Consider the following 21,462-nt stretch of genomic DNA (forward strand, 5'->3'; position numbering starts at 1 on the left):
TGGCATGATACCCGCTCTCGATGACTGGATAAAGGCTGAATTGAACAAAATCTGAACAGTTATTCTGTTATTGCCAGCGGTTTGGTTGCCCGCCGCTCAGTCAGAAAACTGCCGTCAATCGAGAAACGGTGAAGCGATTCACTCGGGCGAGTGAAAACTCAGGCTGTAATTCACCGCTTTCGGGCCTGGATCGAGAATATCCAGCGCAATGTGGATCGGCGTCTGTGGTGGCATTTCCGCCAAGCCTTCGAGATCGCCGCTCAGGTATTCGCCGGGTTTGAACCGACGACTGGCAATCAAGTGACCGTTGAGGTCGGCGAAACGCAGTTCCAGCAGCGGAAACGGCTGCGAGAACGTCGCGCGGTTATAGATGATCGCGTCGACCACCAAGGCACCGCTGAACTCCGGATGGCTGCGCACCACCAGATTGCTGCTTTTAATGCGGGCGATGTCGACTTTCGACGGCACGGTGCAGCCGATCTGCGGGCAGATCTCCTGGAACCATGGCCGGTATTGATCCTGCCGCGCCAGTTCGTCGAAATGGTAAGCAACGTACTGAGCGCCGAGACCGCCCGCCGCCAGCAGCACCAACAACAGCCAAAGCATGCGCCGGCCCCACGGCGAGCGGCGCTTCTGCCAGTCGAGTTGCAGCGGGTCGTCGGTCAGATCCTGCAGGACTTCGGCGCGCACGCCGGGGTCTGCGCGGTCACGTTTTTTGCGCAACGGGGTGATCGTTGGCAGGTCGTCGTCTTCGCTGTCGTCGCTGGCGGAAAAACGTTCGCGACGGGCGTTCGGATCGATCGGGTCGTGCAGGCGCAATTGCGGGATGGCCGGCTCGTCGTCGAGATCCACCGGTTCCAGCGACAGCGAAGGCTCGGTGCGCGCGGATTTCACCGGCTCGATGTCGACAACTTCTGGCTCGTGTTCTTCGTGCTCTTCGTGTTCGGCGGCGTGCTCATCGGCGCGTTCGCTGAAAAGAGTGTCGCGCCAGACCGTTTCATCCGGCTCAGGGCTGTCGCGGCGAGCACTCAGGGAATCTTCGCGTTGACGACCGAATTCGGTGGTCGGCTGGATTTCCCGTTGTTCGAGGCGGGCGAGTTCTTCGTCCAGATCGAGGCTGTCGAGATCAAGCTCCGACGCGCTCCACTGTTTTTGGCTGATGGCGCGCGGTGCGGGCGGCTCGATGATGGGCGGCGGCTCGATAACGGGCGCGGCCTCGACAATCGGCGCAGGCTCGACAATCGATGGCGCGACCGGCGTCACCGCGTCCTTGCCGGCGTGTTGTTCCAGCAGCTGTTTGGCCGCGTTGAACACTTGCAGACAAGAGCCGCAGCGAACCACCCCGCGGGCCACGCTCAATTGAGCATGGCTGACACGGAAACTGGTTTGGCAATGCGGGCACTGGGTGACGAAGCTGTCGGTCATGCGGCGATCCGGATTGTGCAGGCGGTCATATTAGCGCCGACGGCCGGTGATGCGCACCCAGCCATCGCGATTGGCGATCGGGTCGAGGTCGAAATCCTGCGCGTAAGCGGCGGCGACTTCATCACCTTGCTCGGCAAGAATGCCCGACAACGCCAGACGGCCACCGGATTTCACCAGGCTGGACAGTTGCGGCGCCAGCGAAACCAGCGGGCCGGCGAGAATGTTGGCGACCAGCACATCGGCTTGCACCTGCGGCAGATCTTCCGGCAGGTACAGCGGGAACAGTTCATCAGCGATGTTGTTGCGCCCGGCGTTGTCGCGCGATGCTTCCAGCGCCTGCACGTCGATGTCGGTGCCGACCGCTTCTTTCGCGCCGAGCAACAGGGCGGCGATGGCCAGAATCCCCGAACCGCAGCCAAAATCGAGCACGTTGCAGTCTTTCAGATCCTGACCGTCGAGCCATTCCAGGCACAGCGCGGTGGTCGGGTGGGTGCCGGTGCCGAAAGCCAGGCCCGGATCGAGCAGCAGGTTGACCGCGTCAGGCTCCGGCGCGGCGTGCCAGCTCGGCACAATCCACAGACGCTGACCGAAACGCATCGGCTCAAAACCGTCCATCCAGCTGCGTTCCCAATCCTGATCTTCGATGACTTCGCTGTGATGCTCGGGCAGCGGGCTGCCGGTCAGCAGTTCGAGATGGGCCAGAACCGGTGCCGGTTCCGTGCCGCCCTCGAACAGCGCCAACAGATGCGTGTGTGCCCACAGCGGGGTGGTATTGAGTTCCGGTTCAAAGATCGGCTGATCTTCGGCGTCCATGAAGGTCACCGACACGGCGCCCACTTCAAGGAAAGCGTCTTCGTAGGTTTCGGCTTGTTCCGGGCTGATGGCGAGACGTACTTGCAGCCAAGGCATGGCGGGCACCTTTGAAAAATATTGATTGCAGCCTAGCGGCCGGCGAGAAGCGCGCAAGTTTACGCGAGCGCAGGCGGTTTGTGGGAGCTGGATTTGTAGCGCCAATCCCTTGTAGGAGTGAGCCTGCTCGCGATGGCGATGTTGCCGTCAACATAAATGCTGAATGTGCCGGCCTCATCGCGAGCAGGCTCACTCCTACAGGGATTTATGCAATCTGCAGAAACAACAAAGCCGCCCGAAGGCGGCTTTGTCTGGTGCGGGCTGAAGCTTAGTGCTTCTCGCCAGCCAGCTTGTGCTCGAGGTAGTGAATGTTCACACCGCCCTTGCAGAAGCCTTCGTCACGAACCAGATCACGGTGCAGCGGGATGTTGGTCTTGATCCCGTCAACCACGATTTCGTCCAGGGCATTGCGCATGCGGGCCATGGCTTCGTCGCGGGTCGCGCCGTAAGTGATCAGCTTGCCGATCAGCGAGTCGTAGTTCGGCGGAACGGCATAGCCACTGTACAGGTGCGAATCGACGCGAACGCCGTTGCCGCCTGGAGCGTGGAAATGCTTGACCGTACCCGGGCTCGGCATGAAGGTTTTCGGGTCTTCAGCGTTGATCCGGCATTCCAGCGAGTGACCGCGGATTACCACATCATCCTGAGTGAACGACAGCTTGTTGCCAGCGGCGATGCTGAGCATCTCCTTGACGATGTCGATGCCGGTGACCATTTCCGAAACCGGGTGCTCCACCTGAACACGGGTGTTCATTTCGATGAAGTAGAAACGACCGTTCTCGTACAGGAACTCGAAAGTGCCCGCGCCGCGGTAGCCGATGTCGATGCACGCCTTGACGCAGCGAGCCAGTACTTCTTCGCGAGCCTTCTCGTCGATGCCCGGTGCCGGCGCTTCTTCGAGAACTTTCTGGTGACGACGTTGCAGCGAGCAATCGCGGTCGCCCAGGTGGATCGCATGACCCTGGCCGTCCGACAGCACCTGAACTTCGACGTGGCGCGGGTTGGTGAGGAATTTTTCCAGATACACCATCGGGTTGCCGAACGCCGCGCCAGCTTCGGTGCGGGTCAGTTTGGCGAAGGCGATCAGGTCTTCTTCCTTGTGCACAACGCGCATGCCGCGACCACCACCGCCGCCAGCGGCTTTGATGATCACCGGGTAGCCGACTTCACGACCAATGCGCAGCGCCGTTTCTTCGTCTTCCGGCAGAGGGCCGTCGGAACCTGGAACGGTAGGAACGCCCGCTTCGATCATCGCGTGCTTGGCCGATACCTTGTCGCCCATCAGGCGAATGGTTTCGGCTTTCGGGCCAATGAAAGCGAAGCCGGAGTTCTCGACTTGCTCGGCAAAATCGGCGTTTTCCGCGAGGAAACCGTAGCCTGGGTGAATGGCGGTAGCGCCAGTCACTTCAGCGGCAGCGATGATGGCCGGGATGTGCAGGTAGGACTGAGCGGCAGACGCCGGGCCGATGCAGACGGATTCGTCTGCCAGACCCAGGTGCATCAGCTCTTTGTCGGCCTTGGAGTAAACGGCGACGGTCTTGATGCCCATCTCTTTGCAGGCACGCAGAATCCGCAGGGCGATCTCACCGCGGTTCGCGATCAGAACTTTTTCCAACTTCGCAGTCATCAAAGGCTCTCCGCAGTTCAAACGATGGTGAACAGCGGTTGGTCGTACTCAACCGGCTGGCCGTCTTCGACGAGGATGGACTCGATCACACCGCTGGTTTCAGCTTCGATGTGGTTCATCATCTTCATGGCTTCGACGATGCACAGAGTGTCGCCTTTCTTCACGGTCTGGCCGACTTCAACGAAGGCTGGCGAGGCTGGCGAAGATTTACGGTAGAACGTGCCGACCATCGGCGAACGGGCAACAGTGCCGTTCAGCGCTGGCGCAGCAGCGGCAACCGGTGCTGCAGCCGCTACCGGAGCAGCAACAGGTGCGGCAGCCGGTGCTTGCATCGGAGCCGGCGCGTAATACTGCTGAGCCGGGGTTTTGCTGTGACGGCTGATGCGTACGGACTCTTCGCCTTCCTTGATCTCGAGCTCGTCGATGCCGGACTCTTCCAGCAATTCGATCAATTTCTTAACTTTACGGATATCCATGAATCATCAACTCCCAAGGGTCGGTCAGGGGCGCTTAACGCTTGTATTTCAAGTCGTTGCCGGTGTTTCAAGCTGTTCTAGTGCAGCCTCCAGGGCCAGTCGGTAACCGCTGGCGCCAAGGCCGCAGATCACTCCCACCGCTACGTCGGAGAAGTAAGAGTGATGGCGGAAAGGTTCGCGTTTGTGCACGTTGGACAAATGCACTTCGATGAATGGGATGCTCACTCCCAGCAGCGCGTCACGTAATGCGACACTTGTATGCGTAAAAGCTGCTGGATTGATCAGGATGAAATCCACACCTTCGCCGCGCGCGGCGTGGATCCGGTCGATCAATTCGTACTCGGCATTGCTTTGCAGATACAGCAGATGGTGGCCGGCTTCACGGGCGCGGCGCTCCAGATCCTGATTGATCTGCGCCAGGGTCGTTGAACCGTAAGTGCCGGGTTCGCGGGTGCCGAGCAGGTTCAGGTTGGGGCCGTGCAGCACCAGTAGCGTTGCCATCTGCGTTGTCCTTGTTATGGGTGAGCAATGTTCAGAACCCGGCGACTATGCCGCAAAGACTTTGTGACTGTCCAGTTCTATGCAATAGCCAGCACGATGGGCGATGTTTGCGCAAAATATGTGACCGAGTGATTAGATCCGGTCATTTGCGGCAATCCTTGTAGGAGCTGCCGAAGGCTGCGATCTTTTGATTTTTAGGTGGAATATCAAAAGATCGCAGCCTTCGGCAGCTCCTACAGGGATCTTTGTCAGACGCGAAAGGCCTGCACGGCTGTATGCAATTGCCCGCCTAATACCAGCAAGTTCTCGCCTTGTTCGCGCCCACGACCGATCCGCAGCAAGTTATCCCCACCCAACTGATGAATTCGCTCACTGTGATCGCGAATCTCGCTGACCGCGCCACTCTGCTGCGCCGTCACGTCGGCAATGCGCACCGCCGTGTCGGAAATGGTCTGGATCGCACCGACAATTTTATCCAGCGCGCCATCCGCCGCCTGCGCCTGACTGGCCGTGGCTTCGGCGTGTTCGACCTGCGCGCGCATGCCTTCGACCGATTGTCGCGCCGCTGTTTGCAGGCCGGCAATCAACGTCTGAATCTCCGCCGTGGCCCCGGCTGTCCGCTGCGCCAGCGAACGCACTTCCTCGGCGACCACTGCAAAACCACGACCCATTTCCCCGGCCCGCGCCGCTTCAATCGCCGCGTTCAGCGCGAGCAAATTGGTCTGATCGGCAATCGAGCGAATCACCGTCAGCACGCCACCGATGGTCGCTGACTCCTCAGCCAGATGCTCGATCATCTGCGCATTGCCTTGCACTTCACCGACCAAGGCGTGCAGCCCGGTCAGGCTCTGGCCAATCACGGTTTGGCCATGTTCGACGGCCAGTCCGGCATGACGGCTGGCATCGGCGGCCTGTCGCGCGTCACCGGCCACTTGTTGAATGGTCGCCTCCAGTTCGCCGAGGGAATCGCGGATCAGTGCGGTGTCGCCGGCCTGATGCTCGGCGCCGCTGTGCAAATCGTTGCTCAGCTCGGCGAGGGTGCGGCTGCTGCCCGCGACTTGCTCGGCATTGCCGCGAATCGTCCCGACCAGATCGACCAGATAGGCGCGCAAGCGATTGAGCGAAGCCTCGATGTCATGCAGTTCGCGGTTGGTTTTGCCCAGATGAATGTCGCGGCTGAAATCGCCTTCAGCCCAGGTCGACAGCGCTGGAGCGAGGTTGGTCAGGGTGCGCGAGAGTCGGCGCTGCAAGGTGTCGATCAGCAGCGCGATCAACAGAATCAGGCCGATCATCACGCCCTGCATCAGGCGCACTTCACCCTGAATCTGCCCGTGTTGCGCACGCACCACCGGCTCGAGTCCGGCGATGGCTTGCTGCACGGCGGCGATTTTCTGGTGGGTGGCGGTGCTGAGATCGCTGCGCTTCTGGATCTGCTCGCGAGTGCGCGCCAGCTCTGCCGGATAACGACCGAGCAAGCTGTTGAGTTCGCGTTTGAGGCCGACGCCAGCATCTTCGGCGACGGCTTTTTCAGTGTTCTCGATGCCCATCATCGCGGCGAAATCGTCGCTGCCGGATTCACTTTTCGCAACAACCCCGAGCAAGGGCAGGGCATCAATTGCTTGCGCCTGCGTGCTGATGTTGCTGACTTCACGCTCAACGTCCGCCGCCAATTCGCTGCGACCGCTGCTGACCAGTTTGTCCCGCGCCAGCGACAATTTGCCGAGATGTTGTGAGGCGGCAAGCAGCGGCGTCAGGTAACCCGAGTTGCCGTTGGCGTAGGTGCTGAGTTGTTCAAGGCTGGCGCTCAGTTCGCGTTCGGCCTGCAACAGCAGCGCCTGCGGATCACCGGCCAGTTTGCCGGCGGCGAGCAAGTCGGTTTTGCTGAATTCATCCAGCTCCGCCAGGCTCGGGCGCACGGTATCGGCCAGCGCCGGCGGCAGTTCGCCGAGTTCTTTGTGCAAGCCATCAATGGCCTGACTGGCGGCGCTCAGGCGCAAGGCGTCGCCGCTGGCGAGGTAATCCTCAACGTTACGGGCGACCTCGTTCTGAAATTGCTGTGACAACCCCAGATACCGCTCCATCAATAGATACGGGCGTTCGAGGGCTTTTTGCGACCACCACAGCGTGGCGCCGAGTGCGACACACACGGCGACCAGCAGCAGGGTATTGAGATTGGTGAGCAACTTCAGGCGCATGACGGCTACCAACGGCAGAAATGGTAAGCGCCTGAATTTATTGCGGTTCTGTTACAAGGTTATGACCGAATCAGTGGAATCTGATGAAAAGGTGGCACTTTGCTTTGATTCCCGCGCCGACTGCACGCGATTGCGTCCGGCACCCTTGGCGCGGTACAGCGCCTCGTCGGCCTGACTGGCCATCATCAGGCTGTCGCAGTCGTCGTGCATTTCCACCACGCCGGCGCTGAAGGTGCACCACAAATCCTGCGGTTGTGCCGGGTAATGAATCTCGGCGAAGCGCTGACGAATTTCGTCGAGCACTTTGTGCGCAGCCTCTATATCCGTGTCGGGCATGACGATGGCGAATTCTTCGCCGCCGTAACGGCCGATGAAATCGGTCTTGCGCAAACGCTGTTTAAGGAACAGTGCGAGGCTCTTGATCACGCGGTCGCCCATCGGGTGGCCGTGGCTGTCGTTGACCCGTTTGAAGTGGTCGATGTCGAGCATCGCAAAGCTTAGCGGCTTGCTCTCGCGGCGGGCGCGGAACGAGCAGTCTTCGAGCAATTGCAGAATGTGCGTGTGGTTGTACAAACCGGTGAGGCTGTCGCGCACCATCCGTGCTTTCAGATTGCGCGCACGGGCCGCGCGGTTGCGCACGGTGGTGATGAGGTGGCGCGGCTTGATCGGCTTGGTCAGGAAGTCATCGCCGCCCTCGCTCATCGCGTCGAGCTGTTTGTCCAGATCGTCCTCGGCCGACAGATAGATGATCGGCACGCTGACATAACGGTCGTTGTGGCGAATCACCTTAGCCAGCTCGGTGCCGGTGCAGGCCGGCATGTACATATCGAGGATGATCAGATCCGGCTGGAAATCGGCCAGTTCGGCCATCGCCTGAATCGGTTCGATCAGCGTGCGCGTGACGATGCCGGCGCTGTTGAGCAGACGCTCGGTGTGCAGGGCCTGCGCACGCGAGTCGTCGATGATCAGCACTTTATAAGGTTCGTACTGGGCGACGCAGGTGAGAACCTCGATTTTCTCCAGCAGGCTCGACGCTTCGAGGGTGCCGGTGAGGAATTCCTGGCCGCCGGCGCGCACGGCGGCGAGACGGGTCGGGGTGTCGGTTTCGTGCAGGCTGAAGAACAGCAGCGGCAGCGGTTCATCCAGACCGACTTGCGCTTCGGCGGCGAGTTTCAGGCCGATGCCGGCTCCGCTGAAGTCCACGTCCATGACGATGGCGGCGGGCAAGCGCTCGACCATCGACGAACGAAAGGCTGCCACGCTGTCCAGCGCCTGTGCGCTGAGACCGAAAAATTCCAGTTGTTTGGCCAGTCGCTCGGCGCGGTCGTGATCCTGCAGCATCACGTAGATCGGCTTGCGCAGCGGCGGCAGGAAGGTCTGGTCGAGTTGATCGCCGTGACGCAGGCCGGTGCGCGACAAACGCTGCATCAAACGATTGAGGTCGGTGATCAGACCGCTGCTGAGACGGCCGCGATTGGCGTCCACCGCTTGCAGCGATTGACTGATGTGGTGCGCCAGTTGCGTGTGTTCGGGCTGTTCGAAGCGCTCGGCAAAACGCAGCAGGCGCAAGTTCGCCTCGCTCAGTTCGGCGAGGTCGACGGTGGACCACTCACTGCGTTGCAGGCGCTGCCATATCTCAAGAATCTGACGTGCCTGATGAATTACCCGCTGGGCAAAGTGGTGCTTGAGACGCTCACGGCTGGGGTCTTCTGGCTCGGTCATATCCTGACTACTAGTTAGGCTGCATGCTGAGGGCGACTGGTGGCTCTATGCTAGCACCTCTTTTCCCTTACACGAGCGTCGTACTGCAATAATCTGCAATGCGTCATCATTCAGTTTCTGACCGATCGGTTTTGTTTTCGACCTGCTCGTCGGTGAAGTCCCCGTGATCTGGGGGCGTTATAGAGGCAGGGTGATTTTCGGATGAGTTTTTTGCCCACGCTTTTATCATCGCGGTGAATGCGCTTTTCGATTGTTTTCAAGCGCCTGCATGCGTGTGAAGGGCGCTCGGGCATCAGGGAAACCCTTAGTTCGGCGCGAAGCGTCATTTGCCCACATGATTTGCGGCTTATCTTTACGCGCGGGTGCCCGGCTCTGGCACGTTGTTGTATGGTTGTGGTCGAACCGTTGAACCCAAGTGATTGAAAGGATATCGCCATGCTGGACTGGAAAAACCGCGCGGGCAGCGCGCCTGAACGTGCCGCCGAGCCCAAGTCGGCCACCCGCAGCTATGTTGGCGGGCTGCTGTTCAGCCGCGCATTGGCCACACTGATCGGCATTTATCTGCTGGTGACCATCGGCCTCGGCTGGTACTGGAGCCAGGAGCCGGCGCTGTTTCCGGTCGCACAAAACGCGCAAGTGGCTGCCGAGAAAGAAGGCAAGCAAATGGTCATCGGCTACACCACGGTCGAAACCCTGAAGACCGTCGCCGGCACCTTGCTCAACAAACCGGGCGGTTACATTTCCAACGACCGCTTCCCGCCAGGCTTGTGGATGGACAACACGCCAAGCTGGGAATACGGCGTGCTGGTTCAGGTGCGCGACCTGACCCGTGCCCTGCGCAAAGACTTCGCCCGTTCGCAATCGCAGTCGGCGGAAGACGCCGATCTGGCCAAGGCCGAGCCGCGTTTCAACTTCGACAACAAGAGCTGGGTTCTCCCTTCAAGCGAGTCCGAGTATCAGGAAGGCATCAACTCGCTGAGCCGTTATCAGGCGCGCCTGTCGGATCCGAGCCAGAAAAACGCACTGTTTTATGCGCGTGCTGACAACCTGAACAACTGGCTGGGCGATGTCGGCACCCGTCTGGGCTCGCTGTCGCAACGACTGTCGGCCAGTGTCGGTCGGGTCAAGCTGAACACCGCGCTGAAAACCGAAACCCCGGCGGTGGGTGAAGTGCCGCAGGTCGATGAGGAAATCGTCGAAACCCCGTGGATGCAGATCGACAACGTGTTCTATGAAGCACGCGGTCAGGCCTGGGCGCTGTCGCACTTGCTGCGCGCTATCGAAGTCGACTTCGCCGATGTACTGGCGAAGAAGAACGCCACCGTCAGCGTGCGTCAGATTATTCGTGAGCTGGAAGCCTCGCAGGAACCGGTGTGGAGTCCTATGATTCTGAACGGTAGCGGCTTCGGCGTGCTGGCCAACCACTCGCTGGTCATGGCCAACTATATTTCCCGTGCGAACGCTGCTGTGATCGATCTGCGTCAACTGCTTAATCAGGGATGAGTCATGTCCGATAGCGCGAAAGAGGCGGCGCACCGTGCCGCCTCCGATGCCGAACAGATTGCCTGGGTCGACGAGCAGGACAACCTGCTCGGCGCTCTGGTGCGCGCCGATCTGCGCGAACGCGGGCTGATCGGTCGCGGCACTTACATCATGCTGTTCAATTCTGCCGGTGAGCTTTGCGTGCATCGGCGCACTTTGAGCAAGGCGATTTATCCCGGTTATTGGGACGTCGCGGCGGGCGGCATGGTGCAGGCTGACGAGACTTACGCCGAGTCGGCCGCCCGTGAGTTGGAAGAAGAGCTGGGCGTCAGCGGCGTGGAGTTGACCGCTCACGATCATTTCTACTTCGAAGACACTGGCAACCGACTCTGGTGTTCGGCGTTTTCCGCCGTCTGGGACGGCCCGCTGAAACTGCAGCCGGAAGAGGTGCTGGAAGCGCGCTTTATTCCGGTCGAGCAGGTCATGCAGGAAATCCGGCAAAAGCCTTACTGCCCGGACTCGCTGGCCGCGTTGAAGCGCTATCTCAAGGCGCAACAAAGCGACGTCGCAAAGAACACATAAATTGGCGCTGATTGGCACTTAGCAATCGGGTTTTTTGCCGTTACACTGCGCGACCTTTTCAAGCTGCACCGAATAGTTTGAGGTTGGCCTGATTGACTGCTGGCCTGTGGAGAATCTGTAGGAGCTGCCGAAGGCTGCGATCTTTTGATCTTGGCCTTTAAAAAAGATCAAAAGATCGCAGCCTTCGGCAGCTCCTACATTTCAGCAATTGAGCAGTCCAGGAATCGATATCCGGTGCAGTAGCGCTGCCCCTGCCTGAGTGGGGCTTCGCGGTCGATGACCTTGCCCAAGGTCGCGATCAGTCTTTGTCCTCCCAAGAGGATTGCCGGTGGCCAAAAAAGCCGCATCCTTCGCCGCCCTTGGTGGCCTGGTATTTTCCACCGACGCAGGTCGTCATTGCCCGGAATGCAGTAAGCCGGTGGACGCCTGTATCTGCAAACAAACCGTGATCCCGGCAGGGGACGGCATTGCCCGCGTGCGTCGCGAGAGCAAGGGCCGCGGCGGCAAGACGGTGACCACCATCACCGGCGTGCCACTGGCCGAAGACGCGCTCAAAGAGTTGGCGACAACGTTGAAGAAACGTTGCGGCACTGGCGGGGCGCTGAAAGACGGGATCATCGAAATCCAGGGCGATCATGTCGAGCTACTCTTGGCTGAGCTGATCAAGCACGGTTTCAAAGCGAAGAAGTCCGGCGGCTAGCAGCCTCTGTGAAATCCATCTGCGGCTTGATCCGGCGCTGAAATACTTCAGATCCGGCGTCGTCTCCATGGTTTTCACAGAGCCTGTTCATGACCGGTTTCTAAACTCCACGCGGTCAGCGCGGTCTACCGCCGCGCTGACGAATCGTCATTTTCATTCTTTAGACTGCGCCAGCCTGCGATCAGGCGACGCACTATGACTTCTTTATAGGGGACTTCGATGTCCGTACGACGCACACGTAAAGACGATGGCAGCCAATGGACAGTTGCGGACAGCCGCAGTGTTTACGGGATTCGCCATTGGGGGGCCGGGTATTTCGCGATCAATGAAGCCGGTCGCGTCGAAGTTCGTCCGAACGGCCCGAGCAGCTCGCCTATCGACCTGTTCGAGCAAGTCGACCAACTGCGCAAAAGCGGTTTGTCCTTGCCGTTGCTGGTTCGTTTCCCCGACATCCTGCAAGACCGTGTCCGCCAGTTGACCGGCGCCTTCGATGCGAACATCGAACGTCTGGAATACCAGAGCAAGTACACCGCGCTGTACCCGATCAAGGTTAACCAGCAAGAAGCGGTGATCGAGAACATCATCGCCACCAAGGACGTCTCCATCGGTCTGGAAGCTGGCTCCAAGCCTGAGCTGCTGGCCGTCCTGGCGCTGGCGCCGAAGGGCGGCACCATCGTCTGCAACGGTTACAAGGATCGCGAGTTCATTCGTCTGGCGCTGATGGGTCAGAAGCTTGGCCACAACGTATTCATCGTCATCGAGAAAGAATCCGAAGTCGCTCTGGTGATCGAAGAAGCCGCCTCGCTGAAGGTCAAACCACAGGTCGGCCTGCGCGTGCGTCTGTCGTCGCTGGCCTCGTCGAAGTGGGCGGACACCGGTGGCGAGAAATCCAAATTCGGTCTGTCGGCGGCGCAACTGCTGTCGGTGGTCGAGCGCTTCCGCGCGGCCGGTCTGGATCAGGGCATTCGCCTGCTGCACTTCCACATGGGTTCGCAGATTGCCAACCTCGCTGACTATCAGCACGGTTTCAAAGAAGCGATCCGTTACTACGGCGAACTGCGTAACCTCGGTCTGCCGGTCGATCACATCGACGTCGGTGGCGGTCTGGGCGTCGACTACGACGGCACGCACTCGCGCAACGCCAGCTCGATCAACTACGACATGGACGATTACGCCGGTGTCGTGGTCGGCATGCTCAAGGAATTCTGCGATGCGCAGGCCCTGCCGCATCCGCACATCTTCTCCGAAAGCGGCCGCTCGCTGACCGCGCACCACGCGATGCTGGTGGTGCAGGTGACTGACGTCGAGAAGCACAACGACGAAATCCCGCAGATCGAAAACAAAGAAGCGCTGCCGGAAACCGTGCAGTGGCTGGTTGACCTGCTCGGCCCGACCGACATCGAAATGGTCACCGAAACCTACTGGCGCGCGACTCACTACATGAGCGACGTGGCTGCGCAGTACGCCGACGGCAAGCTGACATTGGCCGAGAAAGCCTTGGCTGAGCAGTGCTACTTCGCCGTGTGCCGCCGCCTGCACAACTCGCTGAAAGCCCGTCAGCGTTCGCACCGTCAGGTGCTCGACGAGCTCAACGACAAACTGGCCGACAAGTACATCTGCAACTTCTCGGTGTTCCAGAGCCTCCCGGACACCTGGGCGATCGATCAGGTACTGCCGATCATCCCGCTGCACCGTCTCGACGAAGAGCCGCTGCGCCGTGCCGTGCTGCAAGATCTGACCTGCGACTCCGACGGCAAGATCAATCAGTACGTCGACGAGCAGAGCATCGAAACCAGTCTGCCGGTACACGGTTTGAATGAAGGCGAAGACTATCTGCTGGGCGTGTTCCTCGTCGGCGCCTATCAGGAAATCCTTGGCGACATGCATAACCTGTTCGGTGACACCGACTCGGTGAACATCTACCAGAATGCCGATGGCAGCGTGTACCACGCCGGCATCGAGACCCACGACACCATCGAAGACATGCTGCGTTACGTGCACTTGTCGCCGGAAGAACTGATGACCCACTACCGCGACAAGTGCGCCAGTGCCCGCATCAGTGCCAGCGAGCGCACGCAATTCCTCGATGCCTTGCGTCTGGGTCTGACCCGCTCCTCCTACCTGTCTTCCTGACGGCAGGTTGTCCTTAAACCGGGTTGTCTGAAATTTTCCCCACTGGCTGTGGAAAATTCGGATAACCCGGTGGGACATATCCCAACTTCCCCGCGAAATCCTTGGCCATCCCGGCCAGCAAAGTCATCCGGTCTGCTTTTCGCGTAGGTCATTTCCTAAGTTGTACTTCGGCACTCTACTCAGCCATGGGTCTCGGCGAGAATCCCCGGCCGCCCCTCCTGTAGAGATCCGCCTATGTTTGATCCAGTCAACGAGCCGACCTTTCGTCTCGATGTAGCGGGTCTGTCCGACGCCTTTGAAGTGCTGGCGTTTACCGGTAACGAAGCCCTCAGCGAACCCTTTGCGTTCGAGATCGATGTGTTGATCGACGATGTGCAACTGGATCTCGCCGGTCTGCTGCACCGCTCGGTGTTCCTGCATTTCGATGCGCTGCGCAACGGTGTGCACGGGCAATTGCACAGCCTGGTTCAGCACGAGCATGGCCCGGGCGTCCGCCTGTGTCGCGCGCGGTTGGGGCCAAAATTGAACTGCCTGGCGTTGCGTTTCAGTCAGCGGGTGTTCAGTGGTTGCTCGGTGCCGCAAATTCTCGCGCAAGTGCTCAAAGAGCACGGGATCAGCGGTGGGCAGCGACGCTTCGAGCTGGGCGGCGACTATCCGCCGTTGGCGTTCTGCACCCAATACCGCGAGTCCGACCTGCAACTGCTGCAGCGGTTGTGCGCGCAGGCGGGCATCCACTATCACTTCGAGCATCGGCGTGACGGCCATTGTCTGGTGTTCGGTGACGATGTCGCGCAATTGCCTCGGGCCGGTGCCGCGCAATTTGCTGACGTGATAGAAGACGAAGCGCCGGCGGTGCGTCGCTGGCAATTGCACAACGCATGGTCGCCGAGCGAGGGCGGTACGCAAGCGGCGCAGAGGGCCGAGGGCGAAACTGATCTGGCCTGCTTGCGCAGCGGTCGCTGGCTGCCGCTGGCGGGTCATCCGTTTGCCGAGTGCAATCGTGAATGGCTGCTGTCGCGCGTTGAACATCACGCTGACATGTCCCTCGAACAGCCTTACGCCAACCGGATTTTCGCGGTCTTACAGGATGCCGCGCCGGTACCGGAAACCGTGCCCGCGCGCCCACGCATGCACAGTTTGCAACGGGCCTGGGTGGTGGCGGTCGACGAGCCGCGTCCGGATCGCTCGCGGCCGGTGGCGGTGCAGTTCGACTGGCTGTATCAGGGCGAAGGCGCTGCGGCCAGTCATTGCTGGCTGCCGCTGGCGCCGGCGTTGGCCGACCAGGCGCTGCCCTTGCTGCGCGAAGGGGTCGAGGTGGTGGTGAGTTTTCTTGAAGGCGATCCGGATCAACCGGTGATCAGCGGGGTTTTACAGGCGCCGCTGGCCGATGAAGAGCCTGAAGAAGAAAACCCGTTGCCGGAGCAGATCATCACCGAAGGCATGCCGCAATGGCTGAAGTCGGCGCAACCGTTGCTGCTGCTGTGCCTGATCCCCGGCGGCGGCAGTTACAACCATTGTCGCGAAGCTATTTGCAGCTGCCGATTGGTCAGTGAACTCGACCAGAGCGGTCGCGGATGAGCGACGTCATGCTCGAACCGCTGGCGCAATGGCTGCTGCTCGATGTCCAGGAAGCACCGCAGGCGCTGAAGAATCTGCGTGAAGAGTTTGCCGGCTTGCGGCACTTCTGGCTGTTCGATGCCACGGAGTTTCAACCGCTGCGCGAGCACGGGCCGTTGTTGATCGAGTTGCACGACAGCGAGGCGCTGCTGGAATGCTGTCAGCGTGACCCGCAGACCTGGCGCGGCTTGTTGCTGGACAGCGAAGTGTCGAGCGCGGAATTGCTTCTGCATTTGCGGCGCATGCTCACCGTGTCGTTCGGCCTGCATCACCGGGCGCTGCTGAGTTACTACAACCGCCAGACTGCGAGCTATTTCTTCGACGCTTGCGATGCCCGCGAATTGAGCCGTTGGCTCGGGCCGATTCAGCAGTTGCGCTGGTACGGTGGCACCTGGGCCGACCGGGCGATTGGCAGTCACGGCTGGCAGCAATTGCGCAATCCACGCTTGGCGGTGGCGCCGCTCGGGGTTGAAGAAAATCTGACCGCGCAGCAACGCGAGCGCCTGCAAACCTGTCTGCTGGAGCAGCACATCTGGTGCTGGTGCCAATCGCTTGGAACCGACTACGCGACGATGGCCTCCCATGTTCAACAAGGTCTGGCGCTGGGCTTCAGCGATCGTGGCGTGCTCGACGGCTGGTTGTGGCTACGCTTGCTGCATCCGCGCGCTGTGTTGGTGCCGCCACCGGCGGGATTGACCCAGCAGGAAGGGCTCGACCATGTGCGTCGTCAGTGGCAGAACGATCAACCCTGAAACAGAGGTTCGGCATCCATGGCAGGCACTTTGCGGCAACGGTTTGGCGTGTTGATCGGCGGGATTTTGCTGGTGGTGCTGGGCGGTTGTTCGCCGGTGAAGGTGCTCAACGCCCTGACGCCCGAAGATACCTTCGATAAAACCGCTGGCATTGCCTACGGTGACGATCCACGGCAGAAGCTCGACGTCTATGTGCCGCGTCATCCGCTCAAGGATGCGCCAGTGGTGGTGTTTTTCTACGGCGGCAGCTGGAATACGGGCGACCGAACGGATTACACCTTTGTCGGCGAAGCGCTGGCGTCGCGGGGGATTGTCGCAGTGGTGGCGGATTATCGGCTGTATCCGCAGGTGCGTTATCCACTGTTTCTCGAAGACGGCGCGCGGGCGGTGGCGTGGGCCAAGGCACACATCAGTGAATATTCAGGGAATCCGCAGCGCCTGTATTTGATGGGGCACAGCTCCGGCGCCTACAACGCGGCGATGCTGGCGCTGGATGGCGATTTGCTGGGGAAGGTCGGCATGTCGCCGAAGGAACTCCGCGGCTGGATCGGTCTGGCCGGGCCGTATGATTTTCTGCCGATCGAGAACCCTGATGTGCGCCCGGTGTTCTTCTGGCCGAATTCGCCGCCGCAATCGCAGCCGATCAATCACGTCAGTCGCGGCGCGCCACCGGCGTTGCTGATTGCTGCGAGCAAGGATGATCTGGTCAACCCGACGCGCAACACCGGCGGCCTCGCTCGCAAACTGCGCGAAGCCGGGGTGCCGGTGCAAGATTTGTATTACTCGCGGCCCAGCCACATCACATTGGTGGCGACACTGTCACGACCATTGCGGCGATTGGCGCCGGTGCTCGATCAGGTGGTCGGTTTTATCGAGCACACGCCCACTCAATGAGCGCCACCGTTGAACCAGCCGTCATTGCGTTTGAGCCACAGCGCTTGCGCGCCGAGCGTCAGGCTGCGCAAGACCATGAACAGCAGAAACGTTATCCACAGGCCGTGATTGCCCAGACCTTGCAGCGCCCAGGCGAAGGGCAGCAGCAGAACCACGGTCATCAACATGCCATTGCGCATTTCCCGCGCGCGGGTGGCGCCGATGAACAGGCCATCGAGCAAGTAGCTCCACACCGCAATCAACGGCAGCACGGCGAGGTAGGGCAGGTAGATGAATGCGGTGTCGCGCACGCTCTGGATGTTGGTCTGCATCTCGATAAACAGATGCCCGCCGAGCAGAAACAGCACGGCAAAACCGACGCTGGCGATCAATGACCATCCGCCAGCCACCACCAGCGATCGACGCAACGCAAGGCGATCACGCGCGCCGATGGCGTGGCCGCAGAGGGCTTCGACGGCGTGGGCCAGACCGTCGAGGGCGTGGGCGGTCAGCAGCAAGCCGTTGAGCAGCAACGCGTTGGCGGCGACGGTCGCATCGCCCAGCCGCGCGCCTTGCACAGTGATCAGGAAAAATACCGATTGCAGGGCGAGGCTGCGGATGAAAATGTCGCGATTGACCGCCAGCAGTGGGCGCCAGCTCTGCCACAGCTTCAACGCCGCCCAGGCAATGTGCCCCGGATACGCGCGCAGGGCTTTGCGGGTCATGTAGAGGCCGAGCAAGGCGCCGCTCCATTCGGCGATCACCGAAGCGCGGGCCGAACCGACCACGCCCCAGTCCAGACCGATGACGAACCACAGATTGAGGGCGATGTTGATCAGGTTGGTACTGAGCAGAATCGCCAGCGGCGCCCGCGCGTTCTGCGTGCCGAGGAACCAGCCGACCAGCGCATAACTGGCCAGCGCCGCCGGCAGGCCGAACAGCCGCGTATGGAAAAACTCCCGGGTGAGCTGATCCAGCTCCGCCGACGGCTGCATGAAATGCAGAGCCACGCCGCTCAACGGCACGCCGAGGGTGCCGAGCACCAGCGCCAGACCCATCGCCAGCAGCAACCCTTGCAAGAGAATCTGTCGCAACGCCGCGCCGTCACTGCGCCCGGCTGCTTGCGCGGCAAAACCGGTAGTGCCCATGCGCAGAAAACCCATGGCCCAGGCGAGAAAGGTGTACAGACTGGCGCCGACCGCCACTGCACCCAATTGATGGGCGTGGGGCAAATGGCCGATGACAGTGCTGTCGACCAGCGCCACCAGCGGCACGGAAATATTCGAAAGGATCATCGGCGCAGCCAGCGCCCAGACCTTGCGGTGAGTCGGGCGGTCGCGCCAGTCGGTGGTCAGGTTGGACATGCGGGCTCCTTGGGGGAGCGGCATTGTAGCGATTAACGCAATCCCCTGTAGGAGTGAGCCTGCTCGCGATAGCGGTGTGTCAGCTAGAGATGTTTCAACTGAACCACCGCTATCGCGAGCAGGCGAAGGCCTACAGGAGGGCGGTGGTGTCAGTGAATAATCCAGCTCAGCAACCACAACCCCAGCAACAACCAGATAATCCCGGCAATGATCGACGCATTCATAAACGCCCGAATCGCCGACCACAACAGCATCAACCCGACAATCAGCGCGATGATGCTGATGATCGACGTGTCCATCCCCAGCGTCTTCGCCAGCCCGTCGACAAAGTTGCCGCCGGCATTGCTCAGAATATTGAACAGCCCGCTGAGGCCATCGACGATAAAGCGGATCACCGACCCGAGCGCCTGGCCGAGCCATTCGAAAAAGCTTTCTACCTGCATGTGTGCATCCTGATGAAAGAGCTGAGCCTTGGGCCACAACGCAGGTGGCCGAGTTCCCTGCATGATAGTGGGTTTACACCGCCCTTGTAGGAGTGAGCCTGCTCGCGATAGCGGTGTGTCAGTCAACGGTGATGTTGAATGCAATGGCGTCATCGCGAGCAGGCTCACTCCTACAGGGTTTGCGCTTGCCTTCAGCGGGCATCCGCTTGAAGCTATACGCCTTCAGGAGAGCCCGATGAACCTTGTTGAACTGACCGAACGCCTGCACGCCATTCGCGACCGCAATGACTGGCGGCAATTTCACAGCCCGAAAAACCTCGCCATGGCCGCCAGCGTCGAGATGTCTGAGCTGGTGGAAATCTTCCAGTGGCTGAGCGAAGACCAGTCGCGCCAGTTGCCCGCTGACAAACTCGCCCATGCCGGGCAGGAAGTCGGCGATATCGTGCTGTACCTGTTGCTGCTGTGCAGCGAGTTGGGGTTGGACATGAATGAAGTGGTGCGCGCCAAGCTCGCCGACAGCGAACGGCGGTTCAGCTGATGAGCGACCGCCATTTCGATCAGTTGGCGACGCGTTTCGCCGAAAAAATCTACGGCGGTGCCAAAGGCGCGATTCGCCTCGCGGTGTTGCAGGCCGACCTCGTTGAAGCGCTGCCGGATCGTCCGTTGCGTGTGCTCGACATCGGCGGTGGTCTCGGCCACATGTCGCTGTGGCTGGCCGAGCGTGGCCACGACGTGACCTTCACCGAACCGGCCGAGCCGATGCTCGAAGGTGCGCGCCAGCGTTTCGCCGAAGCCGGGCAGACCGCGACGTTTATTCAGGCGCCGTGGCAGGAATTGCTTGGGCAACTCACCGAACCGTATGACCTGGTGATCTGCCACGCCGTGCTCGAGTGGCTCGCCGAACCCCACGCGATCCTGCCGGTGCTGCATCAATTGACCAAGCCCGGCGGCTGGCTGTCGTTGGCGTTCTACAACCGTGACGCGCTGATCTACCGCAACCTGCTCAAAGGCCATTTCAAGAAAATGCGCAAGAACGACATGGCCGGTGAAAAGCAGAGCCTGACCCCGCAGCAACCACTCGATCCGCGCGAATTGGCAACGCAACTCGAAGGGTTGTGGCAGGTCGAAACTCAAAGCGGGATCCGGGTTTTCCACGACTACATGCCGGTGGAGTTTCAGGCCCGCGCCGAACTCGTCGATTTGCTCGAGATGGAGCTCGCTCATCGTCGTCACCCAAGCTTCGCCGGGCTTGGGCGTTACTTGCACTGGATCTGCCGGCCGATCTGATCGGAGCGCGAAATGAAAGCTCAATCCGGGTTATTGCTGATCTGTCTGGGGTTGGCCGCCTGCGAGGGCAGCAACCCTTATGTGGCGCAATCGCGGCCCTTGCCGCCGGCGCCGCCGCAAGCCGCCAACACCTTTGATCGCAGTGCTTATCCGGCGCCGCCGCGTGATTACGGGCGCTATCGCAGTTGGGCCTGGCTCAACGGCCAATTGCCGCCGGGCACGGCATGGGCGGATTCGGCGCAAGTGGCCGAGGCAGTCAGCAACGCGCTGGATCAACGAGGTCTGCGCCCGCTGCACGACAATCGTCCGGCCGACCTGTTGGTCAGCGCCAACCTGAGTCTGCAAACACGCTTGCGTCAGGTGCAGGACGATTACGGCTACTACGGCGGCGGATACAGTGGCTATGATCGTTATGGTCGGGGTTACGGGATGTACAACAGCGTGCCGATCGTGCGCACGTACTCCGAACAAGTGGTCGTCGTTCAGGTGGATCTGTTCGACGCCGGTACCGGACAACCGGTCTGGAGTTCCAGCGCCGAAACAGGCACCCGTGGCAACCAGAGTGATCAAGCTGATTCGATCCGGGAGGCTGTGGAAAAGGCCATGTCGGCGTATCCTCCCAGTTAGCTTCTTGCAAATGAGAAGCTTGTGCAGGTCATGTCTTCTACCGGAGAAAAACCATGTTCCGTCGTCTCGCCTTACTGGCCATGGCCGCGTTGCTCAGCGCCTGCGCCGCCAATCAGGTCAATCATGACTTCGACGCCAGCCGCGATTTTGCTGCGTATCGCAACTGGAGCTGGAAAGAACCCGCCCTGCAATATCGCCCGGATGATCCACGGATCAAAAGCGACCTGACCGAGCAACGCATCCGCCAGGCCGTCACCGATCAACTCGATCAGCGCGGTTTGCGCCCGGCCGCTGCCGGGGCCAAGGGTGATTTGAGTGTGCAGACTTACTTGATCGTCGAGGATCGTCAGCAGCAAGTGACGACCAACTACGGCGGCGGTTGGGGTGGCCCGTGGAATGGCTACTGGGGCGCGCCGATGTACAACGAAACACGCAACATCACCTACAAAGTCGCGACCATCCAGATCGACTTGCTCGACGGCAAAGACGGCAAACTGGTGTGGCGCGGCAGCGACGAGCAGATGCTCGCCAGCAAACCGAACCCGGAAGACCGCAGCAACGCCATCCGCGAGACCGTCACCCGGATCCTCGCCAACTACCCACCGCGCTGAAATCCCAATCCCTGTAGGAGCCGAGCTTGCTCGCGAAGACGGTGTGTCAGGCAGATCAATGCTGAATGACCCGTCGCTTTCGCGAGCAAGCTCGGCTCCTACAGGTTTTTATGGTGTTCAGAAGAATTGTGGGCAC

At 60.6% G+C, this 21,462-nt stretch carries 19 protein-coding genes and 1 pseudogene; 11 read left to right on the plus strand and 9 right to left on the minus strand.

What is annotated here, in order from left to right:
• Nucleotides 1-138: 138 nt before the first annotated feature.
• The 7 genes and pseudogenes from AD669_RS02995 to gcbA all read right to left on the minus strand — a co-directional run bounded on the left by AD669_RS02995 (nucleotide 139) and on the right by gcbA (nucleotide 8,855).
• Nucleotides 139-1,425, minus strand: coding sequence for a DUF3426 domain-containing protein (locus AD669_RS02995; protein WP_053116904.1), 1,287 nt, complete (start codon nucleotides 1,423-1,425; stop codon nucleotides 139-141).
• 30 nt (nucleotides 1,426-1,455) lie between these two features.
• Complete coding sequence (prmA, locus tag AD669_RS03000; protein ID WP_053116905.1) at nucleotides 1,456-2,334, minus strand: 50S ribosomal protein L11 methyltransferase; 879 nt, start codon at nucleotides 2,332-2,334, stop codon at nucleotides 1,456-1,458.
• 268 nt (nucleotides 2,335-2,602) lie between these two features.
• The gene (gene accC / locus AD669_RS03005; protein ID WP_038360556.1) at nucleotides 2,603-3,961 is read right to left on the minus strand and encodes an acetyl-CoA carboxylase biotin carboxylase subunit; all 1,359 of its coding nucleotides are present in this window, start codon (nucleotides 3,959-3,961) and stop codon (nucleotides 2,603-2,605) included.
• A 17-nt stretch (nucleotides 3,962-3,978) separates the two neighbouring features.
• On the minus strand, nucleotides 3,979-4,437 hold the full coding sequence (gene accB, locus AD669_RS03010; RefSeq protein WP_008078186.1) for an acetyl-CoA carboxylase biotin carboxyl carrier protein: 459 nt from the start codon (nucleotides 4,435-4,437) through the stop codon (nucleotides 3,979-3,981).
• A 48-nt stretch (nucleotides 4,438-4,485) separates the two neighbouring features.
• Complete coding sequence (gene aroQ / locus AD669_RS03015; protein WP_008078187.1) at nucleotides 4,486-4,938, minus strand: type II 3-dehydroquinate dehydratase; 453 nt, start codon at nucleotides 4,936-4,938, stop codon at nucleotides 4,486-4,488.
• A gap of 248 nt (nucleotides 4,939-5,186) precedes the next feature.
• Nucleotides 5,187-5,693 (minus strand): annotated as a pseudogene (locus AD669_RS28960) (methyl-accepting chemotaxis protein); the annotation flags it as partial.
• Between the two features lie 1,491 nt (nucleotides 5,694-7,184).
• The gene (gene gcbA, locus AD669_RS03025; protein ID WP_053116907.1) at nucleotides 7,185-8,855 is read right to left on the minus strand and encodes a diguanylate cyclase GcbA; all 1,671 of its coding nucleotides are present in this window, start codon (nucleotides 8,853-8,855) and stop codon (nucleotides 7,185-7,187) included.
• Between the two features lie 435 nt (nucleotides 8,856-9,290).
• Between gcbA and AD669_RS03030 the strand changes: the two genes are divergently transcribed.
• The 7 genes from AD669_RS03030 to AD669_RS03060 all read left to right on the plus strand — a co-directional run bounded on the left by AD669_RS03030 (nucleotide 9,291) and on the right by AD669_RS03060 (nucleotide 17,015).
• Nucleotides 9,291-10,358 (plus strand): DUF2333 family protein, encoded by a 1,068-nt coding sequence (locus tag AD669_RS03030; protein WP_053116908.1) that lies wholly within the window; start codon nucleotides 9,291-9,293, stop codon nucleotides 10,356-10,358.
• A gap of 3 nt (nucleotides 10,359-10,361) precedes the next feature.
• A complete protein-coding gene (locus AD669_RS03035) occupies nucleotides 10,362-10,919 on the plus strand; it encodes an NUDIX hydrolase (protein WP_053116909.1) in 558 nt (185 codons plus the stop codon).
• Between the two features lie 328 nt (nucleotides 10,920-11,247).
• Entirely contained in the window at nucleotides 11,248-11,619 is a 372-nt protein-coding gene (locus tag AD669_RS03040; protein ID WP_007914613.1) for a translation initiation factor Sui1, read from the plus strand.
• Nucleotides 11,620-11,838: 219 nt separating this feature from the next.
• The gene (speA, locus tag AD669_RS03045) at nucleotides 11,839-13,752 is read left to right on the plus strand and encodes an arginine decarboxylase (protein WP_053116910.1); all 1,914 of its coding nucleotides are present in this window, start codon (nucleotides 11,839-11,841) and stop codon (nucleotides 13,750-13,752) included.
• Between the two features lie 234 nt (nucleotides 13,753-13,986).
• Nucleotides 13,987-15,330: a contractile injection system protein, VgrG/Pvc8 family gene (locus AD669_RS03050; RefSeq protein WP_053116911.1), complete on the plus strand. Its 1,344-nt coding sequence runs from the start codon at nucleotides 13,987-13,989 to the stop codon at nucleotides 15,328-15,330.
• Nucleotides 15,327-16,121 carry a DUF4123 domain-containing protein gene (locus AD669_RS03055; RefSeq protein ID WP_053116912.1) on the plus strand — a complete coding sequence of 265 codons (795 nt, stop codon included), beginning with the start codon at nucleotides 15,327-15,329 and terminating at the stop codon, nucleotides 16,119-16,121. The genes AD669_RS03050 and AD669_RS03055 overlap by 4 nt, the downstream gene beginning before the upstream one ends.
• 18 nt (nucleotides 16,122-16,139) lie before the next feature.
• Entirely contained in the window at nucleotides 16,140-17,015 is an 876-nt protein-coding gene (locus AD669_RS03060; RefSeq protein WP_053116913.1) for an alpha/beta hydrolase, read from the plus strand.
• On the opposite strand, the gene AD669_RS03065 is transcribed toward AD669_RS03060, so the two are convergent.
• Nucleotides 17,009-18,358, minus strand: a complete 1,350-nt coding sequence (locus tag AD669_RS03065; RefSeq protein WP_053116914.1) for an MATE family efflux transporter — start codon at nucleotides 18,356-18,358, stop codon at nucleotides 17,009-17,011. The genes AD669_RS03060 and AD669_RS03065 overlap by 7 nt on opposite strands.
• Nucleotides 18,359-18,507: 149 nt before the next feature.
• A complete protein-coding gene (locus AD669_RS03070; protein WP_007914623.1) occupies nucleotides 18,508-18,801 on the minus strand; it encodes a hypothetical protein in 294 nt (97 codons plus the stop codon).
• Nucleotides 18,802-19,036: 235 nt separating this feature from the next.
• Between AD669_RS03070 and AD669_RS03075 the strand changes: the two genes are divergently transcribed.
• From AD669_RS03075 to AD669_RS03090, 4 genes are read left to right on the plus strand one after another with little or no spacing between them, the layout of a single operon-like run.
• Complete coding sequence (locus AD669_RS03075; protein WP_053116915.1) at nucleotides 19,037-19,339, plus strand: MazG-like family protein; 303 nt, start codon at nucleotides 19,037-19,039, stop codon at nucleotides 19,337-19,339.
• On the plus strand, nucleotides 19,339-20,088 hold the full coding sequence (locus tag AD669_RS03080) for a methyltransferase (RefSeq protein WP_053116916.1): 750 nt from the start codon (nucleotides 19,339-19,341) through the stop codon (nucleotides 20,086-20,088). The genes AD669_RS03075 and AD669_RS03080 overlap by 1 nt, the downstream gene beginning before the upstream one ends.
• A gap of 12 nt (nucleotides 20,089-20,100) precedes the next feature.
• Nucleotides 20,101-20,715 (plus strand): DUF4136 domain-containing protein, encoded by a 615-nt coding sequence (locus tag AD669_RS03085; protein ID WP_053116917.1) that lies wholly within the window; start codon nucleotides 20,101-20,103, stop codon nucleotides 20,713-20,715.
• Nucleotides 20,716-20,768: 53 nt separating this feature from the next.
• A complete protein-coding gene (locus AD669_RS03090; protein WP_053116918.1) occupies nucleotides 20,769-21,326 on the plus strand; it encodes a DUF4136 domain-containing protein in 558 nt (185 codons plus the stop codon).
• Nucleotides 21,327-21,462: the final 136 nt, after the last annotated feature.

Origin of the sequence: Pseudomonas sp. P1.31, assembly GCF_001269815.1 — a bacterium.
GTDB classification, from domain to species: domain Bacteria; phylum Pseudomonadota; class Gammaproteobacteria; order Pseudomonadales; family Pseudomonadaceae; genus Aquipseudomonas; species Aquipseudomonas rustica.

Bases quoted from the DNA above. Each gene is read 5' to 3' on its own strand.
- AD669_RS02995 (WP_053116904.1), bottom strand. From the start codon at position 1,425: ATGACCGACAGCTTCGTCACCCAGTGCCCGCATTGCCAAACCAGTTTC.
- prmA (WP_053116905.1), bottom strand. From the start codon at position 2,334: ATGCCTTGGCTGCAAGTACGTCTCGCCATCAGCCCGGAACAAGCCGAA.
- accC (WP_038360556.1), bottom strand. From the start codon at position 3,961: ATGACTGCGAAGTTGGAAAAAGTTCTGATCGCGAACCGCGGTGAGATC.
- accB (WP_008078186.1), bottom strand. From the start codon at position 4,437: ATGGATATCCGTAAAGTTAAGAAATTGATCGAATTGCTGGAAGAGTCC.
- aroQ (WP_008078187.1), bottom strand. From the start codon at position 4,938: ATGGCAACGCTACTGGTGCTGCACGGCCCCAACCTGAACCTGCTCGGC.
- gcbA (WP_053116907.1), bottom strand. From the start codon at position 8,855: ATGACCGAGCCAGAAGACCCCAGCCGTGAGCGTCTCAAGCACCACTTT.
- AD669_RS03030 (WP_053116908.1), top strand. From the start codon at position 9,291: ATGCTGGACTGGAAAAACCGCGCGGGCAGCGCGCCTGAACGTGCCGCC.
- AD669_RS03035 (WP_053116909.1), top strand. From the start codon at position 10,362: ATGTCCGATAGCGCGAAAGAGGCGGCGCACCGTGCCGCCTCCGATGCC.
- speA (WP_053116910.1), top strand. From the start codon at position 11,839: ATGTCCGTACGACGCACACGTAAAGACGATGGCAGCCAATGGACAGTT.
- AD669_RS03050 (WP_053116911.1), top strand. From the start codon at position 13,987: ATGTTTGATCCAGTCAACGAGCCGACCTTTCGTCTCGATGTAGCGGGT.
- AD669_RS03055 (WP_053116912.1), top strand. From the start codon at position 15,327: ATGAGCGACGTCATGCTCGAACCGCTGGCGCAATGGCTGCTGCTCGAT.
- AD669_RS03060 (WP_053116913.1), top strand. From the start codon at position 16,140: ATGGCAGGCACTTTGCGGCAACGGTTTGGCGTGTTGATCGGCGGGATT.
- AD669_RS03065 (WP_053116914.1), bottom strand. From the start codon at position 18,358: ATGTCCAACCTGACCACCGACTGGCGCGACCGCCCGACTCACCGCAAG.
- AD669_RS03070 (WP_007914623.1), bottom strand. From the start codon at position 18,801: ATGCAGGTAGAAAGCTTTTTCGAATGGCTCGGCCAGGCGCTCGGGTCG.
- AD669_RS03075 (WP_053116915.1), top strand. From the start codon at position 19,037: ATGAACCTTGTTGAACTGACCGAACGCCTGCACGCCATTCGCGACCGC.
- AD669_RS03080 (WP_053116916.1), top strand. From the start codon at position 19,339: ATGAGCGACCGCCATTTCGATCAGTTGGCGACGCGTTTCGCCGAAAAA.
- AD669_RS03085 (WP_053116917.1), top strand. From the start codon at position 20,101: ATGAAAGCTCAATCCGGGTTATTGCTGATCTGTCTGGGGTTGGCCGCC.
- AD669_RS03090 (WP_053116918.1), top strand. From the start codon at position 20,769: ATGTTCCGTCGTCTCGCCTTACTGGCCATGGCCGCGTTGCTCAGCGCC.